At 59.6% G+C, this 25,424-nt stretch carries 23 protein-coding genes and 1 pseudogene; 14 read left to right on the top strand and 10 right to left on the bottom strand.

All coding sequences use genetic code 11. The annotated features are described in order from the left end of the window. Positions 1–414: 414 nt before the first annotated feature. From yghU to ASC97_RS28310, 3 genes are all read left to right on the top strand, one after another. Positions 415–1,311: a glutathione-dependent disulfide-bond oxidoreductase gene (yghU, locus tag ASC97_RS28300; protein ID WP_057471666.1), complete on the top strand. Its 897-nt coding sequence runs from the start codon at positions 415–417 to the stop codon at positions 1,309–1,311. A gap of 111 nt (positions 1,312–1,422) precedes the next feature. Continuing rightward, a complete protein-coding gene (locus tag ASC97_RS28305; RefSeq protein WP_082530202.1) occupies positions 1,423–2,082 on the top strand; it encodes a TetR/AcrR family transcriptional regulator in 660 nt (219 codons plus the stop codon). A gap of 205 nt (positions 2,083–2,287) precedes the next feature. Then, the gene (locus ASC97_RS28310) at positions 2,288–3,577 is read left to right on the top strand and encodes a class I SAM-dependent methyltransferase (RefSeq protein WP_443216790.1); all 1,290 of its coding nucleotides are present in this window, start codon (positions 2,288–2,290) and stop codon (positions 3,575–3,577) included. A 75-nt stretch (positions 3,578–3,652) separates the two neighbouring features. Here ASC97_RS28310 and ASC97_RS28315 read toward each other — a convergent pair whose 3' ends face one another. The 8 genes from ASC97_RS28315 to ASC97_RS28350 all read right to left on the bottom strand — a co-directional run bounded on the left by ASC97_RS28315 (position 3,653) and on the right by ASC97_RS28350 (position 14,845). Next, positions 3,653–5,386: a M14 family metallopeptidase gene (locus ASC97_RS28315; protein WP_057471668.1), complete on the bottom strand. Its 1,734-nt coding sequence runs from the start codon at positions 5,384–5,386 to the stop codon at positions 3,653–3,655. A 6-nt stretch (positions 5,387–5,392) separates the two neighbouring features. Beyond that, complete coding sequence (locus ASC97_RS28320) at positions 5,393–6,235, bottom strand: ABC transporter permease (protein ID WP_057471669.1); 843 nt, start codon at positions 6,233–6,235, stop codon at positions 5,393–5,395. 6 nt (positions 6,236–6,241) lie between these two features. Then, complete coding sequence (locus ASC97_RS28325; protein WP_057471670.1) at positions 6,242–7,165, bottom strand: ABC transporter permease; 924 nt, start codon at positions 7,163–7,165, stop codon at positions 6,242–6,244. A 68-nt stretch (positions 7,166–7,233) separates the two neighbouring features. Next, positions 7,234–8,769 carry an ABC transporter substrate-binding protein gene (locus tag ASC97_RS28330; RefSeq protein WP_057471671.1) on the bottom strand — a complete coding sequence of 512 codons (1,536 nt, stop codon included), beginning with the start codon at positions 8,767–8,769 and terminating at the stop codon, positions 7,234–7,236. Positions 8,770–8,814: 45 nt separating this feature from the next. Beyond that, entirely contained in the window at positions 8,815–10,641 is a 1,827-nt protein-coding gene (locus tag ASC97_RS28335; RefSeq protein ID WP_057471672.1) for an ABC transporter ATP-binding protein, read from the bottom strand. Continuing rightward, entirely contained in the window at positions 10,638–12,431 is a 1,794-nt protein-coding gene (locus tag ASC97_RS28340; protein ID WP_082530203.1) for an acetyl/propionyl/methylcrotonyl-CoA carboxylase subunit alpha, read from the bottom strand. The genes ASC97_RS28335 and ASC97_RS28340 overlap by 4 nt, the downstream gene beginning before the upstream one ends. Further along, positions 12,428–14,071: a 5-oxoprolinase subunit PxpB gene (gene pxpB / locus ASC97_RS28345; RefSeq protein ID WP_082530204.1), complete on the bottom strand. Its 1,644-nt coding sequence runs from the start codon at positions 14,069–14,071 to the stop codon at positions 12,428–12,430. The genes ASC97_RS28340 and pxpB overlap by 4 nt, the downstream gene beginning before the upstream one ends. Positions 14,072–14,077: 6 nt before the next feature. Then, positions 14,078–14,845 (bottom strand): LamB/YcsF family protein, encoded by a 768-nt coding sequence (locus ASC97_RS28350; RefSeq protein WP_057471673.1) that lies wholly within the window; start codon positions 14,843–14,845, stop codon positions 14,078–14,080. Between the two features lie 298 nt (positions 14,846–15,143). Between ASC97_RS28350 and ASC97_RS28355 the strand changes: the two genes are divergently transcribed. The 4 genes and pseudogenes from ASC97_RS28355 (at position 15,144) to ASC97_RS28370 (ending at position 18,255) form a co-directional block, all read left to right on the top strand. Further along, positions 15,144–15,806 carry a GntR family transcriptional regulator gene (locus ASC97_RS28355; RefSeq protein WP_057471842.1) on the top strand — a complete coding sequence of 221 codons (663 nt, stop codon included), beginning with the start codon at positions 15,144–15,146 and terminating at the stop codon, positions 15,804–15,806. A 360-nt stretch (positions 15,807–16,166) separates the two neighbouring features. Further along, positions 16,167–16,916: an SDR family oxidoreductase gene (locus tag ASC97_RS28360; protein WP_057471843.1), complete on the top strand. Its 750-nt coding sequence runs from the start codon at positions 16,167–16,169 to the stop codon at positions 16,914–16,916. A 78-nt stretch (positions 16,917–16,994) separates the two neighbouring features. Then, entirely contained in the window at positions 16,995–17,399 is a 405-nt protein-coding gene (locus ASC97_RS28365; RefSeq protein ID WP_057471674.1) for a cupin domain-containing protein, read from the top strand. Positions 17,400–17,498: 99 nt separating this feature from the next. Beyond that, a pseudogene (locus tag ASC97_RS28370) lies at positions 17,499–18,255 on the top strand (SDR family oxidoreductase). Between the two features lie 34 nt (positions 18,256–18,289). On the opposite strand, the gene ASC97_RS28375 reads toward ASC97_RS28370, so the two are convergent. Then, entirely contained in the window at positions 18,290–19,153 is an 864-nt protein-coding gene (locus ASC97_RS28375) for a class I SAM-dependent methyltransferase (RefSeq protein ID WP_244481614.1), read from the bottom strand. A 364-nt stretch (positions 19,154–19,517) separates the two neighbouring features. Between ASC97_RS28375 and ASC97_RS28380 the strand changes: the two genes are divergently transcribed. From ASC97_RS28380 to ASC97_RS35850, 7 genes are all read left to right on the top strand, one after another. After that, positions 19,518–19,907, top strand: a complete 390-nt coding sequence (locus tag ASC97_RS28380) for a SyrB-like regulator (protein ID WP_338012548.1) — start codon at positions 19,518–19,520, stop codon at positions 19,905–19,907. Positions 19,908–20,038: 131 nt separating this feature from the next. Further along, positions 20,039–20,587 (top strand): hypothetical protein, encoded by a 549-nt coding sequence (locus ASC97_RS28385; RefSeq protein WP_057471677.1) that lies wholly within the window; start codon positions 20,039–20,041, stop codon positions 20,585–20,587. Positions 20,588–20,618: 31 nt separating this feature from the next. Beyond that, entirely contained in the window at positions 20,619–21,194 is a 576-nt protein-coding gene (locus ASC97_RS28390) for a hypothetical protein (RefSeq protein WP_156390492.1), read from the top strand. Between the two features lie 318 nt (positions 21,195–21,512). Beyond that, entirely contained in the window at positions 21,513–22,193 is a 681-nt protein-coding gene (locus tag ASC97_RS28395; protein ID WP_057471679.1) for a peroxiredoxin-like family protein, read from the top strand. An 83-nt stretch (positions 22,194–22,276) separates the two neighbouring features. Continuing rightward, positions 22,277–22,513: a hypothetical protein gene (locus ASC97_RS28400; RefSeq protein WP_156390493.1), complete on the top strand. Its 237-nt coding sequence runs from the start codon at positions 22,277–22,279 to the stop codon at positions 22,511–22,513. Between the two features lie 20 nt (positions 22,514–22,533). Continuing rightward, a complete protein-coding gene (locus tag ASC97_RS28405) occupies positions 22,534–23,292 on the top strand; it encodes an SDR family oxidoreductase (RefSeq protein WP_057471681.1) in 759 nt (252 codons plus the stop codon). Positions 23,293–23,476: 184 nt separating this feature from the next. Further along, positions 23,477–23,623, top strand: coding sequence for a hypothetical protein (locus ASC97_RS35850; RefSeq protein WP_162246727.1), 147 nt, complete (start codon positions 23,477–23,479; stop codon positions 23,621–23,623). Positions 23,624–23,860: 237 nt separating this feature from the next. Here the strand turns inward: ASC97_RS35850 and ASC97_RS28410 are convergent, their stop codons facing one another. Further along, positions 23,861–25,294: a family 16 glycosylhydrolase gene (locus tag ASC97_RS28410; RefSeq protein WP_057471682.1), complete on the bottom strand. Its 1,434-nt coding sequence runs from the start codon at positions 25,292–25,294 to the stop codon at positions 23,861–23,863. Positions 25,295–25,424: the final 130 nt, after the last annotated feature.

Raw genomic sequence — 25,424 nt, forward strand, 5'->3', positions numbered from 1 at the left:
TGGGTTACAATCAGGAGCTGCAAGGTTACACGCCTTTGCAGAACTCCGGTGGCGGAGAACTCTCTAACAAGGGCTCTCCGCCGGGAGCGATCCCAGAGTGATGAAGATCCCTGTGATCGGTGGAGTAACACCAATCCGGGACTTTTGTTCCAAACCTCAAATCGGGAGGTTCGGCGAGAAAGCGATGTTTCAGAGCCAGTTCGATGCGATTCTGCCGTAGGTGTTCCGGTGCCGATTGCGGGCGAGCATATGGTAGTCGGAAACTTTTTTCCCGGCTCGCCTCCAATAAGCAAGCTGAAGCTTCGACCAGCTCCCGAAGAAGCACTATGTGATTCCACATCTTGCGCCACCGCGTTTCGCACCTACCTCTGTTCGCGGTTGCGCTCAATGCTCCCCTCAAAAAGGACAAGCTTCATGACTGAAAAATCCCCCGCTGACAATTTTCCCGCTGGTTACGAGCCGCCCAAGGTGTGGACGTGGGAAAAGGGAAATGGCGGCCAGTTTGCCAATATCAATCGCCCGATCGCAGGACCGACGCATGAGAAGGAATTGCCTGTCGGAAAGCACCCGTTGCAGCTTTACTCACTGGCGACGCCCAACGGCGTGAAGATCGGAATCATGCTTGAAGAGCTTCTGGCGGCTGGCCATGAGGGCGCCGAATACGATGCGTGGCTGATCAGGATCGGCGACGGCGAGCAATTCGGCTCCGGCTTCGTTGGCGTCAATCCGAACTCGAAAATCCCGGTTCTCGTCGATCGCTCCACGCCGGAGCCGACCCGTGTGTTCGAAAGTGGTGCGATCCTCTTGTATCTCGCCAACAAGTTCGACGCCTTTCTGCCGAAGGACCACGTTGCGCGCACCGAAGCGATGAACTGGCTGTTCTGGCAGATGGCATCGGCCCCCTATCTAGGCGGCGGTTTCGGTCATTTTTACGCCTACGCTCCGATGCACATTCAATACGCCGTTGACCGCTTCTCCATGGAAGTGAAACGTCAGCTTGACGTGCTCGACCGGCACCTTGCAGAGAACCAGTTCATGGCCGGCTCTGAATATTCAATCGCCGACATTGCGATCTGGCCCTGGTACGGCAATCTGGCGCAAGGCAAAGCCTATGGCGATGCCGGCGCGTTCCTCGACGTTCAGAGTTACAGGAATGTGCAGCGGTGGACTGCCGAGATCACAGCGCGACCGGCGGTCAAGCGTGGGCGCATGGTCAATCGTGTGGCCGGCGACCCTTCCGAGCAACTCCACGAACGCCACGATGCCTCCGACTTCGACAGGATGACGCAGGACAAGATCGGGGCGATCTGAGAAGGCTCGTTTCCCAATCTACCGATCGGTATGAAATTCGCCCATCATGTCTGGACAGGCGGGAAAGTATCTGGTTACATACCGATTGGTAGGAAACGGACATAGCGCATCATGGCCCGGCCAAAAGAGTTTGACGCAACAGAAGCCCTTGCATCTGCAGTGAGACTGTTCTGGGAAAAGGGCTATGACGGGACGTCTGTGTCGGATCTCACCGATGCAATGAGGATCACGCGTCCCAGTCTTTACGGAACTTTTGGCAACAAGGAGGAGCTGTTCCGTCGGGCCCTCCAGTTCTATGACGCCGAATATATGGGCTTCATTGAAGAGGCGCTGGCTGAGCCGTCCGTCGACGTCGCCGTTGCACGATTGGTCTATGGATATGTCGATGCGCAGACCCACGCGGAAACACCGACCGGCTGCCTCGCCCTAAATGGTGCCGTGGCCTGTTCGGAGGAGGCAGAGCCGATCCGAAAGACACTGATCGATCGGCGGGTCGGGATCGAAATCGCGTTGTGCGCAAGGTTGATCCGCGCCCGGGACGGCGGTGATTTGCCGATCGATTGCGATCCGGCCGATCTCGCACGCTTTGTCGTGACAGTGGCATTGGGAACGGCTTGCCAGGCCAAAGCAGGTCGCACCCGTGATGAACTCCGGCGCGTTGTCGAGATCGCATTGGCGGCACTTCCATTCCGTCGACCGCAGTCGGCTGCTTCTTCAAATGTGCTGTCTCGCCACCCTTCACCCGGCTTGGACGTTGCCTATGAGCGATGAATTCGTACTAGCGGCTACTGCATGGAGTGACCGTCGCAAAGACTGGGCCCGTCTGGGCGCCAGCCGGTGCGGGACGGGCTGAGTCCGCCCTGCGAGTGGCCGCCGACTTGACGTAGCCCGCGACCCCTCCAAATTTTTCCTAATATTGCCAGCATGACACGCAGCCAGCGTGAACGGTTGTTTGCGCTCAGACGATGAATAGGTATTGGAAATGTTGCTTGAGCTCGCGCTAAAACATTTGATCAAAATCGGAACCCTCACCGTTACGTTCCCCGACGGGCTGAAGCGGGTCTTTGGGACCGGCGAGGAACCGCACGCATCGCTCACCATACGCACGAAGAGGGCCGAACGCCGCCTGCTGCTCAACCCGGCGCTAGCGCTGGGCGAGGCCTATATGGACGGCGATCTCGAGCCGGCTCCCGGCAGCCTCTTCGAGACACTCGACTTTCTTGCAATGAACTCGATGGAGGGCGGCAGCCACCCCTTCGACAAGCTCATGGAAAAGCTGCGCTGGTTTCGGCGTCACTTTGACCAGCTGAACTTTGCATCAAGATCAAGGCGCAATGTTGCCCACCACTATGATCTCGACGCGCGTCTCTATTCGCTCATGCTGGACGAGGACCGTCAATATTCGTGTGCCTATTTTCCCGACGGAGGAGAAACGCTCGAGGAGGCGCAACTCAAGAAGAAGCAGCATATTGCTGCCAAGCTGAGACTCGATCGGCCCGATCTGGAAATCCTGGATATCGGATGTGGGTGGGGCGGAATGGCGCTCTACCTTGCCCGGGAATTCAATGCGCGTGTCACCGGTCTGACCTTGTCGACCGAACAGCTCGAGGCGGCCCGCGCCCGCGCCCGGGAGGCGGGGCTCGAACACAGGGTCAAGTTCGAGCTCATGGACTACAGATCGTGGTCCCGGCCTGTCGACAGGGTGGTCTCCGTCGGCATGTTCGAGCATGTCGGCATCAATCACTTCAGAACCTTCTTCGACAAGGTGCGCTCGATGCTGAAGGATGACGGTGTGGCCCTGATCCACGCCATCGGCCGTGCTGACGGTCCGGGGAGTACGAATCCGTGGATTGCGAAGTACATTTTCCCTGGGGGCTATTCCCCGGCCCTGTCGGAGGTCCTGTCCGTCGTTGAACGGTCCGGTTTATGGGCGACGGATATCGAGGTGTTGCGCCTCCACTATGCGAAAACACTGGCCCATTGGCGCGATCGGTTCGCGAAGCATCGGGCGACGCTCGCCAAGCTTTACGACGAGCGGTTCTGTCGTATGTTCGAGTTCTATCTGATCGGCTCGGAACTGGCTTTCCGTCGGATGGGCCACATGAACTGGCAGCTCCAACTGACGCGCAACGTCGATGCACTGCCGTTGGCACGCGACTACATGGTCGATGCAGAGCGTGGAGGCGGAACATTGGACGCCGGACGAAATCCGGTGCCGATGAGCGCCACAATGGCGGCAAAAGATCTCGCAATGTTGAGACGCTGACTGGGTTGGGTGATTTTCACGGGCCGGTCCCAAAGGACCGGTCCGATATAGAGCGGCGAGGACGCTGCTGCGCCGTTAGCTCCCCAACCTTGTTGGGGCAAGTCCTTGCCAAGCCTCATAGGCTGAAAGTACCGTCTCCATCTGCGCGGTGTGGCCGGTGATGAAATCATCGCCGTAGATCGTCTCGTCCGGATACTCCGTAATCAACGTCAGCGGCACGCTATGGCGGTCGTCGATAGACGACAGGCATGGGAAGCCGTTGATGATGCGGAAGCCGGTTTCGCCGGCATGGATTTCGTAAAGTGCGATCTGCCGGTCGTTGTAGTCGAGCAGGCCCGGAATGGCACCGAGATGGCGCGTGACGTGGTCCAGCATTGCCTCGGCTTGTTCGGTCCAGCCTGCATGATGCCGCATGACGAGGAAAAACCCCTTTGGCAGTGTCCACATGGGAAAATTGCGCGGTACATAGCCGGAAAGCGGCCGCGTCCATTCGTGCGAGGGATAGCCGTGGAGGTTGATATGCAGCTGGGCATTGCTCAACGTCTGCGCCTTGAAGCGGATTACCTTTTCGTTGAGATGCGCGCCGGCGTTTTCCTGCGTGCGATATTCGAGATCGTCGCCGAGTGCCGTGTAGCGGGCGGCATGGTGCATGTGACGCGGATTGTCGACGCGCAGCCGCTGGTGCAGAGCATATCCGTCCGGGTTCTCAAGCGGCGAGATCGTAAAATGGGCGTCCGGCCTTTGAGCAAGCCTGCGGCCGGCACGGATCGCGCCGACGATGCCAGTCGTCTCGTTGGGATGCTGGCCGGCGCTGATCATCACCGCAGCGTCGCTGCCTACTATATATCGCGCCGAGAGGTTGCGGCCCGACCGCGAGCGGGCATCGAATTCCTCGCCTCCTAGCTCAGCAAGCAGACGGGCGATTTGAGCTGCCGCCGGCGGCTCGACGGCCGTATCGACCGGCTGATCCCCACCGTCGAGGAAGCCCGTGGAAAGCGGGCGTGTCTCGATGTGAACGGAGATTTCGCCTTCGCTGCGCGCGACTTCCGGCACGATCTGACCTGGCTTCAAGCCGCGGTCTCCGAGCGGCCGGCCGGATTTCGTCTGGAAAAACTCGAGCAGCGAGAAGTAGAAATCCTCGTGCAGCGCTTCCCGCAAGCTGACGACCTCGTCGCCGACAGCGAGCGCCATATCCTCGGCAGGATGTGCAACACGGATGTTGAGTTCCTCGAAATAGGGTTCCTGCGCTCCCCACTCGTGGTTTGCCACGGCGCAGATGGCCTCGCCGAACAGGCGCTCGTAGTCCGTCTCAAGCCGCTCGCCACTTTCGCCCACAAGTCGCAGCCATCCGGTCGGAGATATATTGGTCTCGCCGACGACATCGGTATGAACGCGGTTCGGCGCAAGCACCTTCAAGTACTCGTTCTTGCCGGCACGTGTCAGCGTCACGTCGTAGAAGAAGCCGTCGTCTTCGCGGGCGACGAAATCGATCTTCGCATCGCCGACCAGCGACGCCAGCGGGTAGGCTTCAAGGCGGAACCGGTTGGCAGGCGCATCGCGATGCACCGGATAGCGAATTTCGATCGCCTCGACGCCGTCGAGGTTTACCTCTTCGAGGAAGACGTAGAGCAGCGGCTTGTAGGCGCTGCGGATGCGGGCGGTAACGCCCTTGTCCTTCAGGCGTTTCTCGGTGTCGCGACGGCTATTGGTATCGTCGAAGGTCCAGGCTTCGAGCGAGCAACCCGGAACGGCGTCCGCAACCAGCTGCTCGAGGCTGCGCTCGAAGGATTTCCGATATATCGTGGTCATGCGGGTCTACCTTGAGCTTCTGCCGGTCGGATCGAGACTGTCGCGCAGCCAGTCACCGAGAAGATTGAGGCCGAGGACGGTGAGGAGGATGGCAAGGCCGGGGAAGACGCTAACCCACCATGCGGTCTGCAGGTACGTACGGCCATCGGCAAGCATGCCGCCCCAGCTCGGAATGGTCGGATCGACACCGAGCCCGAGGAAGGTGAGGCTGCTTTCGAGGAGAATATTGTTGGCGACGTTCAGCGTCATCAGCACGATTACCGGACCGATCAGGTTTGGCAGGAGGTGCTGGACGATGATGCGCCAGTCCCTGACCCCGATCGCGCGAGCCGAGAGGATGAATTCGCGCTCGCGCAGCGTCAGCACCGAGCCACGCACCAGGCGGGCATATTGCACCCACTGCGAGACGATCAGCAGGATGATGGTGTTTGTCAGACTACCGCCGACGATGGCGATGAAGGTGATGGCGAGCAGGATGAACGGCATGGCGAGTTGCAGGTCGGCGAACCGCATGACCAGCATGTCCCAGAAGCCCCGGTAATAGCCGGCGATCAGGCCGACGATCACGCCGAAGAATACGGAGCCGATCACCGAGGTGAAGCCGACCAAAAGCGAGATCTTGCCGCCGGCAACCACGCGCGCCAGCACGTCGCGGCCGAGAGGGTCGGTCCCGAAAGGATGCGCCGCTGTCGCGAACGGCCTGGCAAGCCGCGCCATCAGGTCGATCCTGTCGGCGCCGCCCGGAAAGAGCACGTCGGAGAAAATCACGGCAAGGCAGATGACGGTAGTAAGCAGGGAACCAAGGATGAATTCAAGGCTCGCAAAGCGCGAGGAGGTTTTGGCAGCCATCGTCGATTACTCCGTCCGGATGCGCGGATCGACCAGCCCGTAGGCGATGTCGACCAGAAGGTTTATGCCGACGATCATCAGCGACAAAACGGTAATGACGGCCTGGAGTACGGGATAGTCGCGAGCGCCGACCGCGTCGAAGGCAAGCGTACCCATGCCCGGCCAGTTGAAGACGCGCTCGATGACGACGATGCCGCCGAGCAGACCGCCGAACTGCAGGCCGAAATAGGTGATCAGCGGAATGGCGCAGTTGCGCAGCGCATGCTTATAGAGAACCTTGCTTTCGCTCAGGCCTTTTGCGCGGGCTACCATGATGTATTGCGACTGCAGGGTTTCGAGCATCGACGTGCGCACCAGCCGAACGTTTGTTGCCGTCAGGATGATGCCCATCGTCACTGCCGGCATGATATAGCTTGCGACGCCCGACATGCCGCTCGGCGGCAGCCAGCCGAGCGTGATTGAGAACAGCAGGACAAGCATGGTGGCCAGCCAGAAATTCGGGAAGGAAAGGCCGACCAGTGAGAAGATGCGGATGATCTGATCCGCCGCCTTGCCGCGAGAGGTGGCAGCCTTGATGCCGAGCGGGATCGATAGCACGATCGACATCGCCATCGACAGGAAGGCGAGAAGCAAGGTCGCTGGCAGCGCATCGCCGACCAAGAGCGAAACGGACGTGCCGCCGGCAAAGCTGCGGCCGAAGTCGAGCGTGACGAGGCCCTTGATGAAGTTCCAGTACTGGATGAGGAACGGCTGATCGGTTCCCAGCGCTGCACGGATGCGCGCGAGATCTTCTTCCGTCATGCTGCCGCCGCCCTGGAACATCGTCACGGCGGGATCGCCAGTTAGTCGGATTGCGATGGAGACGACGAGCGTAATGGCGATGACAACGAAAATCGCCTGTAGCAATCGCTTGATGAGGAAACCGGCCACTTTGTTTTCCTTGAAGAGAAGTTCAGCCCCGCCCGCAGCGCCGCGGGCGGGGTGTTTGCCAGGTGATATTACTCGACTGTAACGTCGGTCAGCTTCAGGCGGTTGTCCGGAGGCGCGATGAAGCCCTTGACCCGCTTGTTGATGCCGAAGATGGCGTTGGAATTATAGAGGGGCAGTTCGAGCGCCCGCTCGGACGCGTAGGCTGCGACTTCCTTGAGGATGCGTTCGCGCTCGCTGCGGTCGGTCAGCGGACGCTGCGATTCCAGCAGCTTGTCCAGCTTCTCGTCCTTGTCGTACGGGTTCCACTTTTCACCCGAATGGTACATCGAGTAGGCCGTATTGTCGTAGTCGAACGTCCAGCCGCCCCACTTCTGCTGGAACATCGCGCCGGTCTTGCCCTGCGGTATGATGTCATTCAGCAGAACGTTGGTTTCGTAAGGCTTGATGGTGGCGGTGATGCCGACCATCGATAGGTAGCTGGAGACGATTTGCGCCACTTCGTTCATCGTCGCGTCGTTGCCACGGATGTCGATCTGCAGCGTTGCGCCCTGCTTCACGCCAGCCTCTGCCAGAAGCTTCTTTGCACCAGCCGGATCGTAGGGGAGCGCCTTCAGGTTCGCGTCGTAGCCGAACGACAGCGCGCTCTGGAAGCTGACGATCTCGGAAGCCTGGCCCGCGAGGATCGACTTGACGATCGTGGCGCGGTCGACAGCCATGATGATTGCCTGGCGGACCTTCGGATCGGCAGTGATGCCGTCGCGGGTGTTGAAGCGTAGCGCATCGACGGTCGGACCCGGAACGCTGACGATCTCGAGTTTGGAATCGCCTTGGATAACCGGGATCATGCCGATCGGAATGGTCGGCGGGATGACGAGATCGACGCGACCGGCCTGCAGTTCAGCAACGGCGGTCGATGGCTCGGCGATGAAGCGGAATTCGAGCTCAGACAGCTTCGGTGCGCCGCCCCAGTAGTCGGCATTGGCTTCAAGCGCGATGTTCACCTTCGGTGCGTAGGACACGAACTTGAAGGCACCGGTACCGACCGGATTGAGGTTGAAATTGTCTTCGCCCTTTTCCTGAATGTACTTCGGCGGGACGATCATGCCGCCATAGCCGGCCAGCTTGGTCAGAAGGACGGGGTCCGGCGCCTTCAGCTTCATATCCACCGTATAGTTATCGACGACTTCGACGCTTTCGATCGAGATGTAGTTGGAACGCTGCGGGCCTTTGGCACCCTGTTCGCCGAGAAGGCGCTCGAAGGTGAACTTTACGGCGTCGGCATTGAAGGCCTCGCCATTGTGGAACTTGACGTTGTGACGCAGCTTGAAGCGGATGCGCTTGCCTTCGTCGAGCTCTTCCCAGGATTCAGCAAGGCCCGGCACGACCTTGAGGTCGGGACCGCGGTACGTCAGGCCATCGAATATGTTGGTGGCGACAGCTGCCCACTGGACGAGAAAGGTATCGATCGGATCCCAGCTGCCCGGATCCTGTGGGCTCGAAATAGTCATCTTGCCGGCGGCGAAGGCCGGTCCTGCCGTGAGGGCCGTGCCCGACAGCGCGAGCGCCATGAAGGCCGTCGCCATTCCCGGTTTGAACGTTGTCATTTCCCTGTTCCTCTCTTCCGTTGTTCTGCGATTTTTCGCGGTTGCTCAGGCGCTCCTCGCGACGAAGTGGCCTGGATTGATTTCCTCGTGGGCGAGGAGGGCGGGCTCGTCGCCGACGCGCCGCACCGGATTGGGGATCTCGCCCTCGATCATTGCCGTGCGGCGCACGACGGTCGGATCGGCGACCGGAACCGCCGAGAGCAAGCGACGGGTATAGTCGTGCGTCGGCGTCTCGAACACCTGGCGGCGCGAGCCCATTTCCATGATCTGGCCAAGATAGAGAACTGCGACCCGGTGGCTCATTTTCTCCACCACGGCCATGTCGTGGCTGATGAAGAGATACGCCAGCCCACGCTCAGCCTGCAGGTCCATGAACAGGTTGATGATTTGCGCCTGGATCGACACGTCGAGCGCCGACAGCGCTTCGTCGGCAATGATCAGTTTCGGGTCTGAAGCAAGTGCGCGGGCGATGCAGACACGCTGGCGCTGGCCGCCGGAAAACTCGTGCGGATAACGCGTTGCAAACTCGGAACTCAGGCCGACGCGTTCCAGAAGCTCGTCGACGCGGCGGCGCACGGCCTTCTGGTTGGAGATCAGGCTGTGTGTGTTGATCGGCTCGGCAATCGAGAAGCCGACGGTCTTGCGCGGGTCGAGCGAGGCGAACGGATCCTGGAATATATACTGCACTTCCTGGCGCATGCGAAAGCGCTCGGCCGCCGACATCGATGAATAAGTGCGGCCGTTGAAGGCGATCTCGCCGCCCATCGACCCCTGCAGCTGCTGGATCGTGCGGCCGATCGTCGATTTTCCGGAACCGGATTCGCCGACCAGCGCCAGCGTCTCGCCGGGGTGGATGTCGAAGGTGACCTTCTGGACGGCGCTGCAGCGATGCGTCGCCTTGCCGAACAGGTTCTTGCGGATATCAAAGCGGACGAACAGGTCCTTTACCGACAGAAGGGGCCTCTCGTCGTATTTCGCCGTGTCCTGTACGCGTTCCTCGCCAACCACAGTCGGCTGCCCATCCTGCAACACGGTGAGCGGCAGCCGCTTCGGAAAGTCTTCCCCGGTCATGCTGCCAAGGCGTGGAACAGCTGCAAGAAGCGTGCGGGTGTAGGGGTGCTGCGGGTTCGCGAAGATCTCCCGAACCGGACCCTCCTCGACCTTCCTTCCCTTCCACATCACGACCACATAGTCGGCCATTTCGGCGACGACACCCATGTCATGGGTGATAAAGACCATGCCCATGCCGAGCGTTTTCTGCAGGTCGCGCATGATGTTGAGGATCTGCGCCTGGATAGTGACGTCGAGTGCGGTCGTCGGTTCGTCGGCAATCAAAAGCTTGGGACGACAGGCGAGAGCCATTGCAATCATCACGCGCTGGCGCATGCCGCCGGACAATTGATGCGGATAGCGCGTCAGCAGCTCGGTGGCGTCAGGCAGGCGCACCATGTCGAGAAGCCGCCCCGCCTCCGCCATGGCGGCAGTCTTGCCCATCTTCTCGTGCAGCATCAGCACTTCGCAAATCTGGTCGCCGATCGTGAAGACCGGGTTGAGCGACGTCATCGGTTCCTGGAAGATCATGGCGATCTCCTTGCCGCGGATCGAACGCATCTCCTTCTGCGGGGCCTTCAACAGGTCCTTGTCTTCGAACATGATGCGGCCGGAAGCAAACGTCGCGCCCATCATGTCGGCAAGTCGCATGGTCGAGAGTGAGGTCACCGACTTGCCGGAACCGGATTCGCCGACGACGGCCACCGTCTTGCCCGCCTCGACGGAAAACGACAGGTCGTCGACCACACGGCTTGCCCCGAATTCGACGCTCAGGCCTTCGACCGACAGCAGCGGCTTGCGATCCTTTATCGGGGTTATCATGTCAGGCTCTCCGGCTTGGCTTGCGCGGTGTCGGTCTTGGTCACGCCTGTCTTTGCATCGCCTGTCTGTGGCGCGATGCGGGCGATGATGGCGCCTGCGGTCTGGCTGGAACCGGCAACGGCAAGAAGGGTAATGACGCCGGCGACCGGCGCCATTACCGCCGTCTCCATCTTCATCACATCCATCATTGCCAGCAATTCACCCTTTTCCACGGTAGCGCCATCTGAAACATTCCAGTGCGCGAGCAGACCCGGAACCGGCGCACAAACGGCTCCACCCTCCGGTTCGGCTTTTGCCGTCTGTGGCTGCAAGGCCTGACCCGGTGCCTGCCCGAGCAGGCGCAGGAAGGCATCAGGAATGGCGATTTCAACACGCTTTCCGTCGATCTCGACATGGCCACGCATGAGGCCGCCTTCCGCAGGTGCAGGACGTGGAGCCGCTTCCAGCGTTTCGGCAAAATCGGTTTCGATCCAGCGGGTATGGACGCGAAAATCCTTGCCGGCAAAGTCTGCATGATCGAGCACGGCGCGATGAAATGGCAGAACGGACGGTACGCCTTCGATCCTGAACTCGCTCAGCGCACGACGTCCGCGGGCAATGGCCTGATCGCGGGTTGCACCCCAGACGATCAATTTCGCGGCAAGCGAATCGAACATCGGCGGAATGGCCGAGCCCCTGGTCACGCCCGAATCCAGCCGCACGCCGGGACCGGACGGCGCCGAAAATTCGGAAATCTCGCCGGCGGATGGCAGAAAGCCGCGGCCAGGATCCTCCATGTTGATACGGAATTCGATGGCGTGGCCGCGCGGTTCCGGCATCTCCGTAACACTGATCGGCAGGCCCTCGGCAATACGGAACTGCTCGATTACGAGATCCAGCCCGGTGGTCTCTTCGGTCACCGGATGTTCGACCTGCAAACGGGTATTCACCTCAAGGAAGGAGATCACGCCATCGGCGCTCAGCAGGAATTCCACCGTTCCGGCGCCGGTATAACCGGCCTCTGCACAGATATCGCGCGATGCCTCGTGGATTTTCTGGCGCTGCTCGGGCGAAAGGAAGGGCGCAGGAGCCTCCTCGACGAGCTTCTGGTTGCGTCGCTGCAGCGAGCAGTCGCGGGTTCCGACGACCAGAACATTGCCGAGGCGGTCCGCCAGCACCTGCGCCTCGATATGTCGCGGGCGATCGAGAAACTGCTCGACATAGCATTCGCCGCGACCGAACGCGGCGACCGCTTCGCGCGTGGCCGATAGGAAAAGTTCCTCGACCTCATCGAGATGGCGGGCGATCTTCAGCCCACGTCCGCCACCGCCATGCGCCGCCTTTATGGCGATCGGCATGCCGAATTTCCGCGCGAAGGTCAAAGCTTCCGCGGGAGAAGAAATCGCGTCGTCGCTGCCTGCAACCAGCGGTGCGCCGACCTTCTGGGCGATACGCCGGGCTTCCAGCTTGTCGCCAAGCGCGTCAATCACTTTTGGATCAGGACCGATCCAGGTCAGGCCGGCATCGGTAACCGCCTGCGCAAACTCGGCGCGTTCGGACAGGAAGCCATAACCTGGATGTACGGCATCGACGCCGGAACGCATGGCGACGGCAATCAGCTTTTCGATGTCGAGATAGCTGTCCTTTGCGCCAGCACCATTCAGCGCATAGGCCTCGTCGGCCTGCGCGACAAACAGCGCGTCGGCGTCTGCATCCGCGTAGACGGCGACGGATCTCAGACCGTAATCCTTGCAGGCCCGGATGATCCGCACCGCGATCTCACCGCGGTTGGCAATCAGAACCTTTTTCATGTGCATTTTCCTGGAATGATGCGGGGAGCAAAGGGGCTGATCGCATTGAAACGGATGCGGGCCCCGACGGGTACCTGGCCGGCAAGATCAAGATGGTGGCCGGCGACAGTGGCGATGACAGGATATCCGCCGGTCAGCGGATGATCGGCAAGGAAAAGGACCGGTTGGCCGCTCGCCGGCACCTGCAGAGCGCCGCGGACCGTGGCCTCGCTCGGCAATTCATTGTGGCTCTTGCGCTCCAGCGCTTCACCGGCGAGACGAATGCCGACGCGGCTTGATTGCGGCGTGACGGTCCACTCCTGTGACAGGAAGCTTTCGACAGATTGTTCTGTAAACCAGTCCGTGCGCGGACCCATGGCGACGTCCAAAATAACAGTCTCGTCGGTGCCCGGCATCTCGAAAGCGGGAAGTTCCGTCGTCGAGACAAGCGCCCCGGCGAGGGCAGTGCGGACTGCGACCACATCGCCCGGCGTCAATGCCGCAGGCCCGATCTGCGCAAGCGTGTCGGTAGCGGCACTGCCAAGGACTGGATTGACTTCGAAGCCGCCACGAAACGCCAGGTAGCTGCGCATGCCGGCCGAAGGCATCTCGAGCGAAACGGTGTCGCCATCGTCGAGCGCGATCGCGCTATGACGAGATGCCGGTATTTTCATTCCGGCTGCATTCATGATGGTGATCGCTGCCGTTGCACCGGTCACGGCGATGACGCCGCGCCCGCGCATGCGAAAACGCAGGCCACCAAGAACAATTTCGAGAGCGGCTGCATCGACCGGATTGCCTACCAGGCGATTGGCGGCCTTGAAGCTGGCGCGATCGGCAGCACCGGACATGCTTATACCTTGGCTTGCCTGGCCGACGCGTCCGAGATCTTGAAACAGCACCGGCAGTGCGGTCGCAACGATCTCGACTGCCGTCGATGCCGTGTCGAGCGTCTTGCGATCCTTGGCCTTGGCGGCAGCCATTTCAGCACCGGCAATCTCATAGGCTTTTTCTGCAGAGATCTCGTGAAAACGCACGCGGCTGCCGGGTTGCAGCAGGGAGGGCGGCGTCCGGTCGATATCAAACATGGAAAGCGGTGTGGTGCCGATCAGTTGCCAACCACCGGGGCTGGCCTTCGGGTAGATGCCGCTGAATTCTCCAGCCAGGCCGACTGCCCCTACGGGTACATGCGTGCGCGGCGATTTCCGGCGCGGGACCGTCAGACGCGCGTCGCCGCCGGCCAAATAGCCGAATCCGGGCGCAAAACCAGTAAAGGCGACGACATACTCGCTGCCGACATGCAGGCGCACGACGTCGTCGCGGCTGATGCCGAGAATGCCGGCGACCTCCTGGAGGTCTTCCCCATCGTACCAGACAGGAATTTCCACCAGCGGGCCAGTCGCCGTCTTGCGTTCGCTTCCGGCACAGGCCGAAACGATTTCCGTTATCGCGTCGTTCGAAATGATGCTCGGGTCGAACGATATCAACAGCGTGCGGGCAGCCGGAATGATCTCCCGGATGCCGTTGACGGGATTGCTTTCGAGAACGTCGAAGAGCGCCAGCGCGGCGCTGAGGTCGGCAAGTTCAAGCAGCACGCAATCTGCCCGCACCGGGAGGATGCGTATGATATCGCGGGTGGGGGTAGGGGGGACGCGCCGCATGATCGTTCAGCCCGCCGCGGTAAATGCGCGGATGGCGAGGCCGGATTGCTCGAGAAGCGTACGCAGGCGCTGCGCGATCGCCACGGCGCCTGGGCTGTCGCCATGGACGCAGATCGATTGGGCGTCGATCTTCGTCAGCGTGCCGTCGACGGCTTCGATGACGCCTTCGGTGACCATGCGAACCATCCGTGCTGCCACGAGATCGGGATGGTGCAGGACGGCTCCCTTTTCCCGGCGAGAGACGAGATTACCCGCGGCCGTATAGGCACGGTCGGCAAACGCTTCGGCGACCACCGTCAGACCGGCAGAACGCGCCCAGCCGACAAGTGGCGAGCCAGCAAGCGCCATAAGCACGAGCGATGGATCGACGGCGCAGATCGCGGAAATCACGTCCGTTGCCTGGCGTTCATCGATGGCGATTGTGTTGTAGAGCGCGCCATGCGGCTTCACATAGGTCACGCGCGTGCCAGCTGCCTGGGCCAGACCCTTCAGGGCGCCGATCTGATAGATCACGTCGCCCACGAGTTCTTCGCTGCTGGGATCCATGTTGCGCCGCCCGAAGCCGGCGAGGTCGCGGTAGCCGACATGGGCGCCGACTGCGACGCCGCGCTCGGCTGCCGCACGCAAGGTTTGTAACATGCCCGCCGGATCGCCGGCATGGAAGCCGCAAGCGACATTGGCGCTGCTGACTACGTCGAGCATGGCGGCGTCGTCGCCCATCTTCCAGGCGCCAAAGCTCTCGCCCAAGTCACTATTGATGTCGATGCTCAGCATGATGATTGCTCCAGCCATAAACCTGCCGAGAAAACTAACAAAAACGAACAATGCTGTCCATAGTGTTGAACAATCTTTATCTATTGCTTTACAAGAAGTCGGTTGCCTAATAGGTGAGAAAACCGGCTTTGGTTCACGTTAGCCGCTTTCCAGCGTCATTTCGCTTGTGACCGCCAGCGAAGCACTTTACCGGGAGGAAGATCTGGTCCGCAGGAAGGGGAGCCGCTTGGCTGCACGCAAATCGCAAGGTGTTGAAACAGAGTCTTCCGGCCTTGCCGAAGGCAGCGCCCCGTTTGCGGTGCGTTCGAATGAGCCTGCGCAGACCTTGGCCGAGACGGTGGCTGGGCGCATCCGCGACAAGGTCATTTCAGGCATCCTCACGCCGGGCAGCCATCTTTCCGAGCAGACGCTCAGTGATGAGCTGCAGGTTTCGCGCAATACGTTGCGCGAGGTTTTCCGGATCCTGACAAACGAAGGGCTTCTGCGCTACGAGGCCAATCGCGGCGTCTTCGTCTCGACGCCAAGCATGTCGACCATCATCGACATCTACCGGGTGCGGCGCTTCATCGCGTGTCCCGCGCTTGCGCAGGCCCATCCTCTCCATCCTGGGGTGAAACGCATGCGCGCTGCAGTGGAAAGCGCCTGCCGGTGCCGCGAAGCTCAAGACTGGCTCGGCGTCGGCAGCGCCGACATCGCCTTCCATACCGCAATCATCGAACTGGCCGACAGTCCGCGTCTGTCAAGCTTCTACGCGCATATCTCGCTGGAGCTCCGGCTCGTCTTTGGTCTCCTGCAGGATCCTGAATTTCTCCACGGTCCCTTTATCGACCAGAACCGCGAGATTCTCGCCCAACTCGAAAGCGGCAACGCAGCGGCGGCGGCCGAGATGCTCGAAGCCTATCTTCTCCGGGCCGAGCGTCTCATTCTGGGGGCGTATGCACGCGTAAGCTCTGAGAAGTGACAAACGGATAAATTCATGGTGATGCCCTCGAGGGACTGCAGACCACACGAAGCATCGTCCGCAGAAAGGACGGGTGATCAAGAGGTGCTGACGTACTGAAATCACAAGAGACGAATGTCGGCGGGTCCACATCAAATCTCCATGCCAATCGTCAATTGGGGTTGCGCCTGATCCCATTAAGGGCGATTATTTTTCATGCTGCGATGCCCCAGGTTCGGCTCGGCTGCTCTCAGCCATCGCGACGATGCATGCCGCGACCTTTGACTTGTCCAGGCCCCTAACGTCTTGCGTGCGGCTGAAAGCGGCTTGCATGATCGAAACGACATGCGGCTCGAGAGGGCCGCAAAAGGGGGATACGTCATGAAAATTGTTCTCATCGGCGGCACCGGGCTCATCGGATCCAAGACCGCGGCTCGTTTGCGCGACAAGGGCCACGATGTGATAGCGGCGTCGCCCAAAACTGGCGTCAACACCATCACGGGGGAAGGTCTGATGGAGGCACTAGCGGGTGCCGAAGTCGTTGTGGATCTTGCCAATGCACCGTCATGGGAAGACAAGGCGGTCCTTGAATTCTTTGAAACGTCGGGCCGCAATCTGCTGGCCGCGGAAGCCAGGGCAGGCGTAAAACACCATATAGCCCTATCCATCGTTGGAACGGAACGGCTGCCGAAAAACGGGTACTTCAGAGCCAAGCTTGCCCAGGAGAAGCTGATCAAGGCATCGCCGATCCCCTACACGATCGTCCATTCCACCCAATTCTTCGAATTCCTCAAGGGCATCGCCGATGAAGCCACCATTGGCACCGTCACTCGACTTTCCCCGGCGGCTTTCCAACCCATCGCCTCGGACGACGTTGCCGATGTGATCGCGGATGTCGCTCTCCGGCAACCGCTCAACGGCACGATCGAAATTGCAGGTCCCGAGCGCAGTGGCATGAACGAGTTCGTCGCCCGCTATCTGAAAGCGAGCAACGATCGACGGACGGTCGAAGCAGATGTTCACGCGCGCTATTTCGGGTCTGAGCTGGATGATCGGTCGCTTGTCCCCGGCGAGGGTGCGACGATTGGCAAGATCGGCTTCGACGATTGGTTTCGACAGCAGTCGAACTAGGGCGACATCCGATCAATCGTCTGGCGTTGACCTCGGCACGCCTACGCAGCACCATTCACCAACTGAGGGTTTACGGCAATGAAACCAACGCTTTCAATGTTCGTCGTGTCGGCTACCGTTTGCCTCCTTGGCGCGTTGCCCGCAGCCGCTGACAACACCGCAACCGTTACGCCCCTGATGAAGAAGGAACTTCCAAACTATCCCGGAAAGGAGGGGCTGATGATATCAGTCGACTGTGCGCCGGGAGGTTCCACCCCAATCCACAAACACGAGGCGAACGCATTCGTCTACGTGCTGGAAGGCTCGATCGTAATGCAGCTCAAAGGCGAAAAGGAAGTCACCTTGTCACCCGGCGAGACGTTTTACGAAGGTCCTTCCGACATTCACCTGGTTAGCCGCAATGCGAGCAAGTCGAAGCCCGCAAGGTTTATCGTTGTGCTGCTGAAGAACAAGGACGCTCCGGTTCTCATGCCGGTGAAGTGACATTTGTGTGCTCGGCGAAGAAACAGAGCGCCATAAACTGATAGCGGCTTGGCGACCAAGGCGAAATAGTGCTGCTACACAAATAGATGGAGCAAGCCGATGAAAATCACGGTCATGGGAGCGAGTGGCCGCATCGGGGCGCGCCTCGTTCAGAGCCTCCGACAGGCAGCCATAGAAGTGACTGCTGCATCGACATCTCTCGGGGTCAACAGCGTGACTGGAGAAGGCCTTAGGCCAGCCATCGCGGGAGCCGATGTCGTCATCGACGTTACAAACGCCGCGTCATTTGGCGACAACTCTGCGCTGGGATTTTTCACGGCCTCCACTCAGAATCTTTTGGCCGCTTCTGCTGATGCCGGCGTCAGACACTATGTCGCCCTTTCCGTGGTCGGAACGCCTCGCCTTGTTGAAAGTGATTATTTCCGCGCGAAGATGGTGCAAGAAAATCTCATTCGGGCGGCGCGGCGGCCTTATACCATTGTCCATTCCACGCAATTCTTCGAGTTTATCGGTGGCGTTGTCGACATGATGGGGATAGATGGCGCCGGTTTCCGCCTTCCGTCGGCGTCTATAATGCCCATCGCGGCTGATGACGTCGCCGAAATGCTGGTCCAACTGGCGATGGGAGCAGCAAGGAACGATACAGTGGAGATTGGCGGAAAGCGAGCAATTCGGTCTGGACGAAATTGCTCGCATGCACCTCGCGGCAAACGATGACATTCGCCAGGTAACGACGGACGACCGCGCGCGCTACTACGGAGTCGAGTTGAATGACGACACGTTGTTGCCGCTGAAGGGCGCACAGGTGGGTTCGCTGCGTTACGCCGATTGGCTGTCCCGCTCCATGGCCGATTGATCACCGACATCTTCCGTTACGCCTTCGTCTGCGTCTACCGCATACCAACAATGACAGTCGCGGTCGAACGCAGTCGAACCTTGCCCTCCTGGATTGACCGTCGCGCCAATGCCAGAACCTCGTGGTGGATTTGCGCCTGCGTCTCCGTGTCGGCTTTCGCAAGCCCCGCTACTACGGGTGCTGCGATGTCTGTCATGAAGTCCCAGTACCTTTCCGGCGACTCGTGGATCATGATGGAAGAAACTTCCTCCTCGCGTAGGTCAGTCAGACCGGCCTCTTCGAACGCGGTGCGCATCAGTCCAGACGGGGCGCAACGAAAAAGTCCCGGCGATCCGGGCGGCGGCGCAGGAATTTCCATATGCCGGGTGATCGTAGACATGACCGTCGTTGCCCAGGGGTTCTTGTCGGGGCCACTCCAGACCGCCGCGCAGACACGCGCCCCCGGTTTCGCCACCCGTGCAAATTCTCGAGCGGCGAGTGCGATATCGGGAAAGAACATGAAGCCGAAGCGGCACAGAACACTGTCGAAACACGCATCGGGAAAAGGCAGCGCGCCCGCATCGCAAACTCTGGTTTCGACATTCGACAGGCCACGTCTAGCCGCATTCTCGGCGGTAACCGCCAGCATACGCTCGGACAGATCGGTTACAGTTACTTTTCCACGCGGCGCCATAGCTGCCGCAGTGAGCCCGGGTTCGCCGGTCCCGGCGGCAACGTCGAGGATATGAGAGTGTTCTCCCAAATTCGAGAGCCGCAGCATCGCATCACCAAACGGGGCAAGCCAGCCTAGAACCAACTCGTCCCATTTCTTCCAGCCGGTGGAAAAACGATCCCAGGTCTCGCGTTGCTGTTCGCGGATCCGATCTAAGTTGCCAGGCATGCCCGTCGTTGCTCCCATGATAAGGGTCCTGTCGGCCGCGTGGCAACACTATGAACCGTTCGGATCAGGTTACAACTCAAATACAGGCTTCAAGTGGGCAGGGGTTCGTGGTTTGATTCCGATCAGGACCAAACGGTATTTGGTGCCGCGGTTGCCGGTCGCGCTTCGTCCGTGGAGACCTCTTTGGGGCAACCGGTTCCGTTCGATACGCTCAATGAAAAGAGTGTCGCTTCATTTCAAATTGGATAGATGCCAAGATTGAGATTAGCGATCCCTTTGAGATTGTGTTGACTCTGCCGGTTACTCAGTCGAAAACATCCTCAACGATAGAGGGAGACTACTGATGGCTGACGACATCAATCCGAGTTCGACGACAGAGACTGTGGAAACGATTGCCTCTGCAACGGCGCCGGCGCCCAAAAAGCAGCGTGCACCGCGCCGGCAGAAGGCTGCTGCAGAAACAGCGGCTGCTGACACCGTAAAGACAAAGAGGGCATACCGGAAGAAGCTTGGCGAACTAGCCGGTGAAGCCAAGCCGGTGCTCGCTGAGACCCCTGTCGCGGCAAAGTCCAAAGCGAAGGGCAGTGTCAGCAGCAGCGGAAAAGATACCGCAAAGCCAGCCAAACAGGTGGCAAAAGTGCCAGCGACTGCCATCGGGGAAATTGCCGATCTCGTTCAACTTGAAGAAGAGAACAAACGTCTTCGCAAGGCCCTGGCAGATAAGCTGCGGGCAGAAAATTCCGATCTTCGCAAGCGGCTCGGACTTGCTTGACCGCGAGGGGGGCAGTCGGTCGGGTGTGCTCTGGCCTCTGCCCTCTATTTCGCGGCAGTCGTGAATTTCCCGGGCTTATAGCTAAAAGCCGACTTGACTTCGCGGTGCGGGTCGCTTGAAGGTGACGCATCATGAAATCACCCTGGAAACTCCTTGTTCAATTAACGTCCCGGCGACGTCAGGAAGAATCGCGCGACAATCCGAGCGCCAGCGAGAGCAGTCTCGAAAAGATCGAGAGCGAACCCGAGTTCAATGAAAGTCCTGTAGCCAATTCCTCGGCGACAAATTCGAGTACGGTCGAACTCGATGGCACGCGGACAGCTCTATCCCCGGCCTTTGTCCACGAAAATCCGTCGCCGGTACGCGATGAGATCCTGCACTCTGGCGCCGAACCAAATGCGATTGTGCCGAAAGCCGGAGCTGGTAAAAGGTCCGCCAATGCGCCACGTGCAAACCGTCCAGCGCTTCCAGACAAACGCCGCGCCCAGTTGGTTGTGCCTCATCCCGTTGCCACGCAATTGGATCAAAGTGTCCAGCCATCTTCGCCGGAGGATACATTCTTTGCAAAGTCGGAAAGCCTGGACGATGAAATCAAGCAGCTGAGAGGCCAACTGGCTCAGAAGCTGAGTTTGCAGAATGCGCATCTCCGGAAAATGCTGGAGCGCTTCGATCGCTCATAGATCTCAATGAACATCTCAAGACTGGATACTTATGAAGACACAGAAGCGAAATTTCGTTGTCGAATTCAAATCGGCACGCCGGCGGTCACCAATGCCAGATTCGATCTGGGGTAACACTGACCTCAAAGCCCATGCGCGTGAAGCGGAGGCTGAAGCGCCACATTTGTTCGAAAGTAACGTTACCTCTGAGGACCTGCGTGAAGAGGCTGAGATGCCGGCGGATGCACAGCATCAAACGCAGTCTATTGAGGACAAAGGAGCCGAGAACCCGGAGCACGTTTCGGCTTCAATCGTCGAAGCCCAGCAAGTTTCCGCTAAGCCTGACGGCGCAACGTCCCATTCAATTGCAGTTTCCAAAGTAAGGAGAGAGGCTGCGGAACCGCGTTCGAAACGGATATCGAAGCAGCAGCCTACAACGAGCGCAAAACGTCACGACCTTTTTGTGAAAAATACATCTGAGGCGCGCTCAGACAGCTCCGATGTCGAGGCATCCTCCGACGAGCTCGTCGCGCTTGAAAGCGAAAATCAGCGGTTAAGAGGATTATTGGCTCGACAATTGAAGCAGGAGAATCTGGATCTGCTGAATATGCTTGCACGATTTTCCTAGCCGCAGGCGAGCGCGATATTGGCGGTTCGTCATTCACGTTTGCGAAAATCAGCTAAAAACCGCCTCACCAATTGATTCTTAATCAACCCATCGAATGCGCCTATGCCGAAAGCGAGTTAATAGCCGGACTGACCGGCAGGTGTTCCCGGATTGGATGCCCGACGCACTCGGCCGATTTTTAGGGGCGGCAGGATTGCGCAAAAAATCGGGATCCTTTGCCGCGCTCCCATAACATAGCGAATTGTGCGGTAGCGTGCTAGGTTTGGTGCCTGGATCAGGGCAAGCATTCACCTAGACGCCTAGCAGAGGACAGATGCCGTGCAAGGCCAGACACGCCCGATACAACCAGGGGAAAACGCGCCGGCCTTCACGCTTCCCGCGGCAAATCGAGAAGGTACCGTTTCTCTCGCCAACCTCCGCGGTCGGTCGTTTCTGATCGCCTTCTTCCGTGGACTGCATTGCCCGTTCTGTAGGCGTCAGGTGGGACAGCTCGGCGGCCTACAGCCGGCTCTGCGCGCTGCGGGGGTCGAAACTGTCGCCGTGATCAACACGCCTTTGGAGCGCGCCCGCATGTATTTTGGACACCGGCCAACACCGGCTCTGCTCCTGTGTGACGAAAATTGTACAACGCACCGGGCCTTTGGCGTACCGCACGCCGAATTCCTTGCCGAGAACAGTCGCGAGCAGCCAGTATGGCCTTATCGGGCAAGCAGGGCGCAATTTGAGGCAGCTCGCATTAACCCGACGGGCGAATTGCCCGAAGCTCTGCATCCAATGGCTGCCAATCCCGTGCTCAACGCCAAGGACGGCTTTGTGCTTAGCGAAGCCGATCATGCCATCTTCGCAAACCACCCCACACAGCTTGTCGGGCACTTCCTCATCGACGCGGACGGGATCGTTCGCTGGGTGCAAATTGAAGCGCGCGACGGGCCGAACAGCCTCTCCATCTTTCCAAACGCCGTGGAGATGCTTGCCGCTGCCGACAGCATCCGACATTGACGTCGTCGCAAATCTGGACATTAAGCCGCAGCCGCGTGTCTGTTGACTCGAAGTCAGATGCACTCCGCATTGGGCCGATAGGGTTGACCACTTCCGAATACGTGTCGCCAGTCGGCATGTTCCGTAAGCCACATGCCCCGGATCTCGACGTCCTTCCATTGATGGGCATGCGTGGGGCAGCCGGCCTCATTCTGCGTCCCCAAGGCAATACCATCACGTCTTGTCCTTCGTTCATCATCGATGAGGCGCAGGTGGACATGATCGCAGATGCGTTTGAGGCATCGCTTTCGAAGGTGGAAGATGAGTTGCGCCAGAATTGATTGTTGAGGAGAGGAAGATAATGTCGAGAAATCTGTTCGACTTGACCGGCCGAAGGGCTCTCGTAACCGGATCGGGTCAGGGAATCGGGCTCGGCTTGGCGCAAGGTCTCGCCGATGCCGGCGCCGAGGTCGTTCTGAACGGGCGCGATGCCGGCAAGCTGAAAGAGGCCGCGCGACTTCTGGGCGGCGGCGTGCGGACGCTCGCATTCGACGTCACTGATCATGCTGGAGTGAGAAAAGCTGTCGATGATTTCGAAATGGAGATCGGCGCGTTCGATATTCTGGTGAACAATGCCGGCATCCAGCACCGTTCTCCACTTGAGGATTTTCCGGCGGAAGCATTCGAGCAGCTGCTGCGGACCAACGTCTCCTCTGTCTTCAATGTGGGGCAGGCAGTCGCGCGCCATATGATCAAGCGGGGATCCGGCAAGATCATCAACATCGCCAGCGTGCAAACTGCGCTCGCAAGACCCGGCATTGCCCCCTATACAGCGACAAAGGGCGCTGTCGGCAACCTCACGAAAGGAATGGCGACGGACTGGGCGCGTTACGGTCTCCAGTGCAACGCCATCGCGCCCGGCTATTTTGACACGCCGCTGAACGCGGCTCTGGTTGCCGACACGGCCTTTTCAGACTGGCTTGAAAAACGCACGCCGGCGGGACGATGGGGCAAGCTAGAGGAGCTTGTCGGGGCTTGTGTGTTTCTCGCCTCCGATGCCTCCTCCTTCGTCAACGGTCATGTGCTCTATGTCGATGGTGGCATCACTGCGTCCCTCTGATGTTCTCCGACGCATCGTCGTCATGGCGTTTCCGGCCGCGGGAAGTCCACAATCGCAGATGAATCCGTACCGAATACGGACCAGGCAGCTATATCTACAACGATGTCGCTGCTGCGTGCATGCCCGAAGACCGCGCGCCGGCAATGTGGAGAACGGTCGTCAGGTCGGCGGTAAAAGATTGTCGATGCAGGCACGAAGGTACGGACGTTCGATCGTCTCGCTGAGTGAGAAGCATGGGCGGATCGAATACACCGGCGAGAAGCGGCCGTCGTTGGGGGAACTCCTGCGCATCGTTCCCAACCACGCTTGCGTCATCAGCAATATGGTTTGAGTACGACCATTTCGTCAGAGGAGAGCACTATGCCCGCGCAGATCTTGTGCCAGCACGCGGCCGGATCACTTGATTGCGTTGGTTGTGATGCCGGTTGCACCTGAAATCTGACCCATATTGGACGGCCCTCGCCTGCAAGTCTTGTTCGCATCTGCTCGAGCGGATGTGTTGGTAGAGGTCGACGCTCCGAAAGCGACAGCACCCTCCGACGACTGCTTCGGCGGTGCGCTTGCAGCTTCATGTCTGCCAGTCACCACCCGTTACGTGCGCACTTTGCGTGACGGGGCTGTCGGCAAGCGCGTAGGCATGGATGTAGTCTATCTGAAAATGGGCGCCGTTCGGCAATCCGTCGCCTGGTGATCCTGCGGCGCCGCCGATGGCGAGATTGACCAGCATATACATGGGGTCATGCATGTCGGCTGGCGTGTCCGCGTGTGCCACAGCTACGTCATCGAAATACCAAACGATCTGATCCTCGTTCCACAGTACGCCGTACTTATGAAACCCCTCAGTACTGGTGACCTTGACCGCAGTCGATTCCATCTGGTGCGACCCTGCATCCTGACTGTGGACAGTGACGTTCACCGTGTTCGGGTCCTGCCCACGCATCTCCACGATGTCGAGTTCCGGCGGCCAGGAGCCGTTTTCCGGCAGCAACCAGAAAGCAGGCCACGCGCCCTGCTGGGTCGGCATGTCTGCCCGAATTTCGAAGTAGCCGTAGGTTTGGGCAAACGAAGAGTGCGTCGTCAGTATGCCTGACGTGTAGTCGTAGCCGTCGATCTGTGGTTCGAGTGCCGTAGGCGTCCGGCTTGCGGTGATGGTCAGGACGCCGTTTTCAACCGAAAATGGTTTGACTGCCGAAGTCGCGGCGTAGGAAGGGTTGATGTACCATTGCTGCTCACCGTTCCCCGGAAGCGTGCTGCCTTTGTCGGGCGCCCACCAGAATTTGGTATCCCACGTGCCGTGATCGCCGTTGCGAACGGAAAGACTATTGAACTCGTCTGCAAATGTGAGCGTGAGCTTGGACCGGTCGAGCGCCAGTTGAAACTGGTCGGCGTGGAGATCGGCTGCTGTGCTGTTTGCAAAGACAAGGCTGTCGCCACCGCCGAGATCCAGGCGCAGATTGTTGCCTTCCTGCCTAGAGTGGCTGATGACCTGATCGAAAGTAGTCAAGCCGTAGCCGTTGAGACGGATCGTGTCGTCACTGCCGAAATCGACGATGAGGTCACTGCCATTGCCATGCGTGAAGATGAACGTATCGGCGCCGCCACCACCAATGAGGACATCGTTTCCTGCTCCGCCATCGATGGTCTGGCTACCAGATGCGCCTGAGATGATGTTGTCGCTATGATTGCCGAACGCGTAGCGACCGCTGCCGGTAACGGTCAGGTTCTCGAAGTTCTCGGGCAGGGTATAGCTCATCCACGTGTTGATGGTGTCAGTGCCACCGCCCGGTGCCTCAACTGCGCGATTGATGCTTGAGTAGAGGTAGTAGATATCGTCGCCCGTTCCGCCCTGCATCGTGACGTTGACCGAGCTGTCACCCCATATGGAGTCATTGCCGGCGGTACCCTTCAGCACTGGCCCCGAACCGGTTGCGGAAAACCAGGCGCTTGATCCACCACTGTAAAAGAGGCTTTTACCAACGGCGTTTTGAATCGACTGTGGCATGAGTCAGCTCCTGTTGTTTGCCTCCCACCAGAAGGCTATCATCGTGCATTGGGCAGCGGCACCCCGAGGGTGGAATTGTCTGGGTCAGCCGACCGCTCCTCCCGTCAAAATGGATGCCACCATTAACAAA

Origin of the sequence: Rhizobium sp. Root1203 (genome assembly GCF_001424945.1) — a bacterium.
In the GTDB taxonomy this organism is placed as follows: domain Bacteria; phylum Pseudomonadota; class Alphaproteobacteria; order Rhizobiales; family Rhizobiaceae; genus Rhizobium.

Bases quoted from the DNA above. Each gene is read 5' to 3' on its own strand.
- yghU (WP_057471666.1), top strand. From the start codon at position 415: ATGACTGAAAAATCCCCCGCTGACAATTTTCCCGCTGGTTACGAGCCG.
- ASC97_RS28305 (WP_082530202.1), top strand. From the start codon at position 1,423: ATGGCCCGGCCAAAAGAGTTTGACGCAACAGAAGCCCTTGCATCTGCA.
- ASC97_RS28315 (WP_057471668.1), bottom strand. From the start codon at position 5,386: ATGACCACGATATATCGGAAATCCTTCGAGCGCAGCCTCGAGCAGCTG.
- ASC97_RS28320 (WP_057471669.1), bottom strand. From the start codon at position 6,235: ATGGCTGCCAAAACCTCCTCGCGCTTTGCGAGCCTTGAATTCATCCTT.
- ASC97_RS28330 (WP_057471671.1), bottom strand. From the start codon at position 8,769: ATGACAACGTTCAAACCGGGAATGGCGACGGCCTTCATGGCGCTCGCG.
- ASC97_RS28335 (WP_057471672.1), bottom strand. From the start codon at position 10,641: ATGATAACCCCGATAAAGGATCGCAAGCCGCTGCTGTCGGTCGAAGGC.
- ASC97_RS28340 (WP_082530203.1), bottom strand. From the start codon at position 12,431: ATGAAAAAGGTTCTGATTGCCAACCGCGGTGAGATCGCGGTGCGGATC.
- pxpB (WP_082530204.1), bottom strand. From the start codon at position 14,071: ATGCGGCGCGTCCCCCCTACCCCCACCCGCGATATCATACGCATCCTC.
- ASC97_RS28350 (WP_057471673.1), bottom strand. From the start codon at position 14,845: ATGCTGAGCATCGACATCAATAGTGACTTGGGCGAGAGCTTTGGCGCC.
- ASC97_RS28360 (WP_057471843.1), top strand. From the start codon at position 16,167: ATGAAAATTGTTCTCATCGGCGGCACCGGGCTCATCGGATCCAAGACC.
- ASC97_RS28365 (WP_057471674.1), top strand. From the start codon at position 16,995: ATGAAACCAACGCTTTCAATGTTCGTCGTGTCGGCTACCGTTTGCCTC.
- ASC97_RS28375 (WP_244481614.1), bottom strand. From the start codon at position 19,153: ATGGGAGCAACGACGGGCATGCCTGGCAACTTAGATCGGATCCGCGAA.
- ASC97_RS28385 (WP_057471677.1), top strand. From the start codon at position 20,039: ATGAAATCACCCTGGAAACTCCTTGTTCAATTAACGTCCCGGCGACGT.
- ASC97_RS28390 (WP_156390492.1), top strand. From the start codon at position 20,619: ATGAAGACACAGAAGCGAAATTTCGTTGTCGAATTCAAATCGGCACGC.
- ASC97_RS28405 (WP_057471681.1), top strand. From the start codon at position 22,534: ATGTCGAGAAATCTGTTCGACTTGACCGGCCGAAGGGCTCTCGTAACC.
- ASC97_RS35850 (WP_162246727.1), top strand. From the start codon at position 23,477: ATGCAGGCACGAAGGTACGGACGTTCGATCGTCTCGCTGAGTGAGAAG.
- ASC97_RS28410 (WP_057471682.1), bottom strand. From the start codon at position 25,294: ATGCCACAGTCGATTCAAAACGCCGTTGGTAAAAGCCTCTTTTACAGT.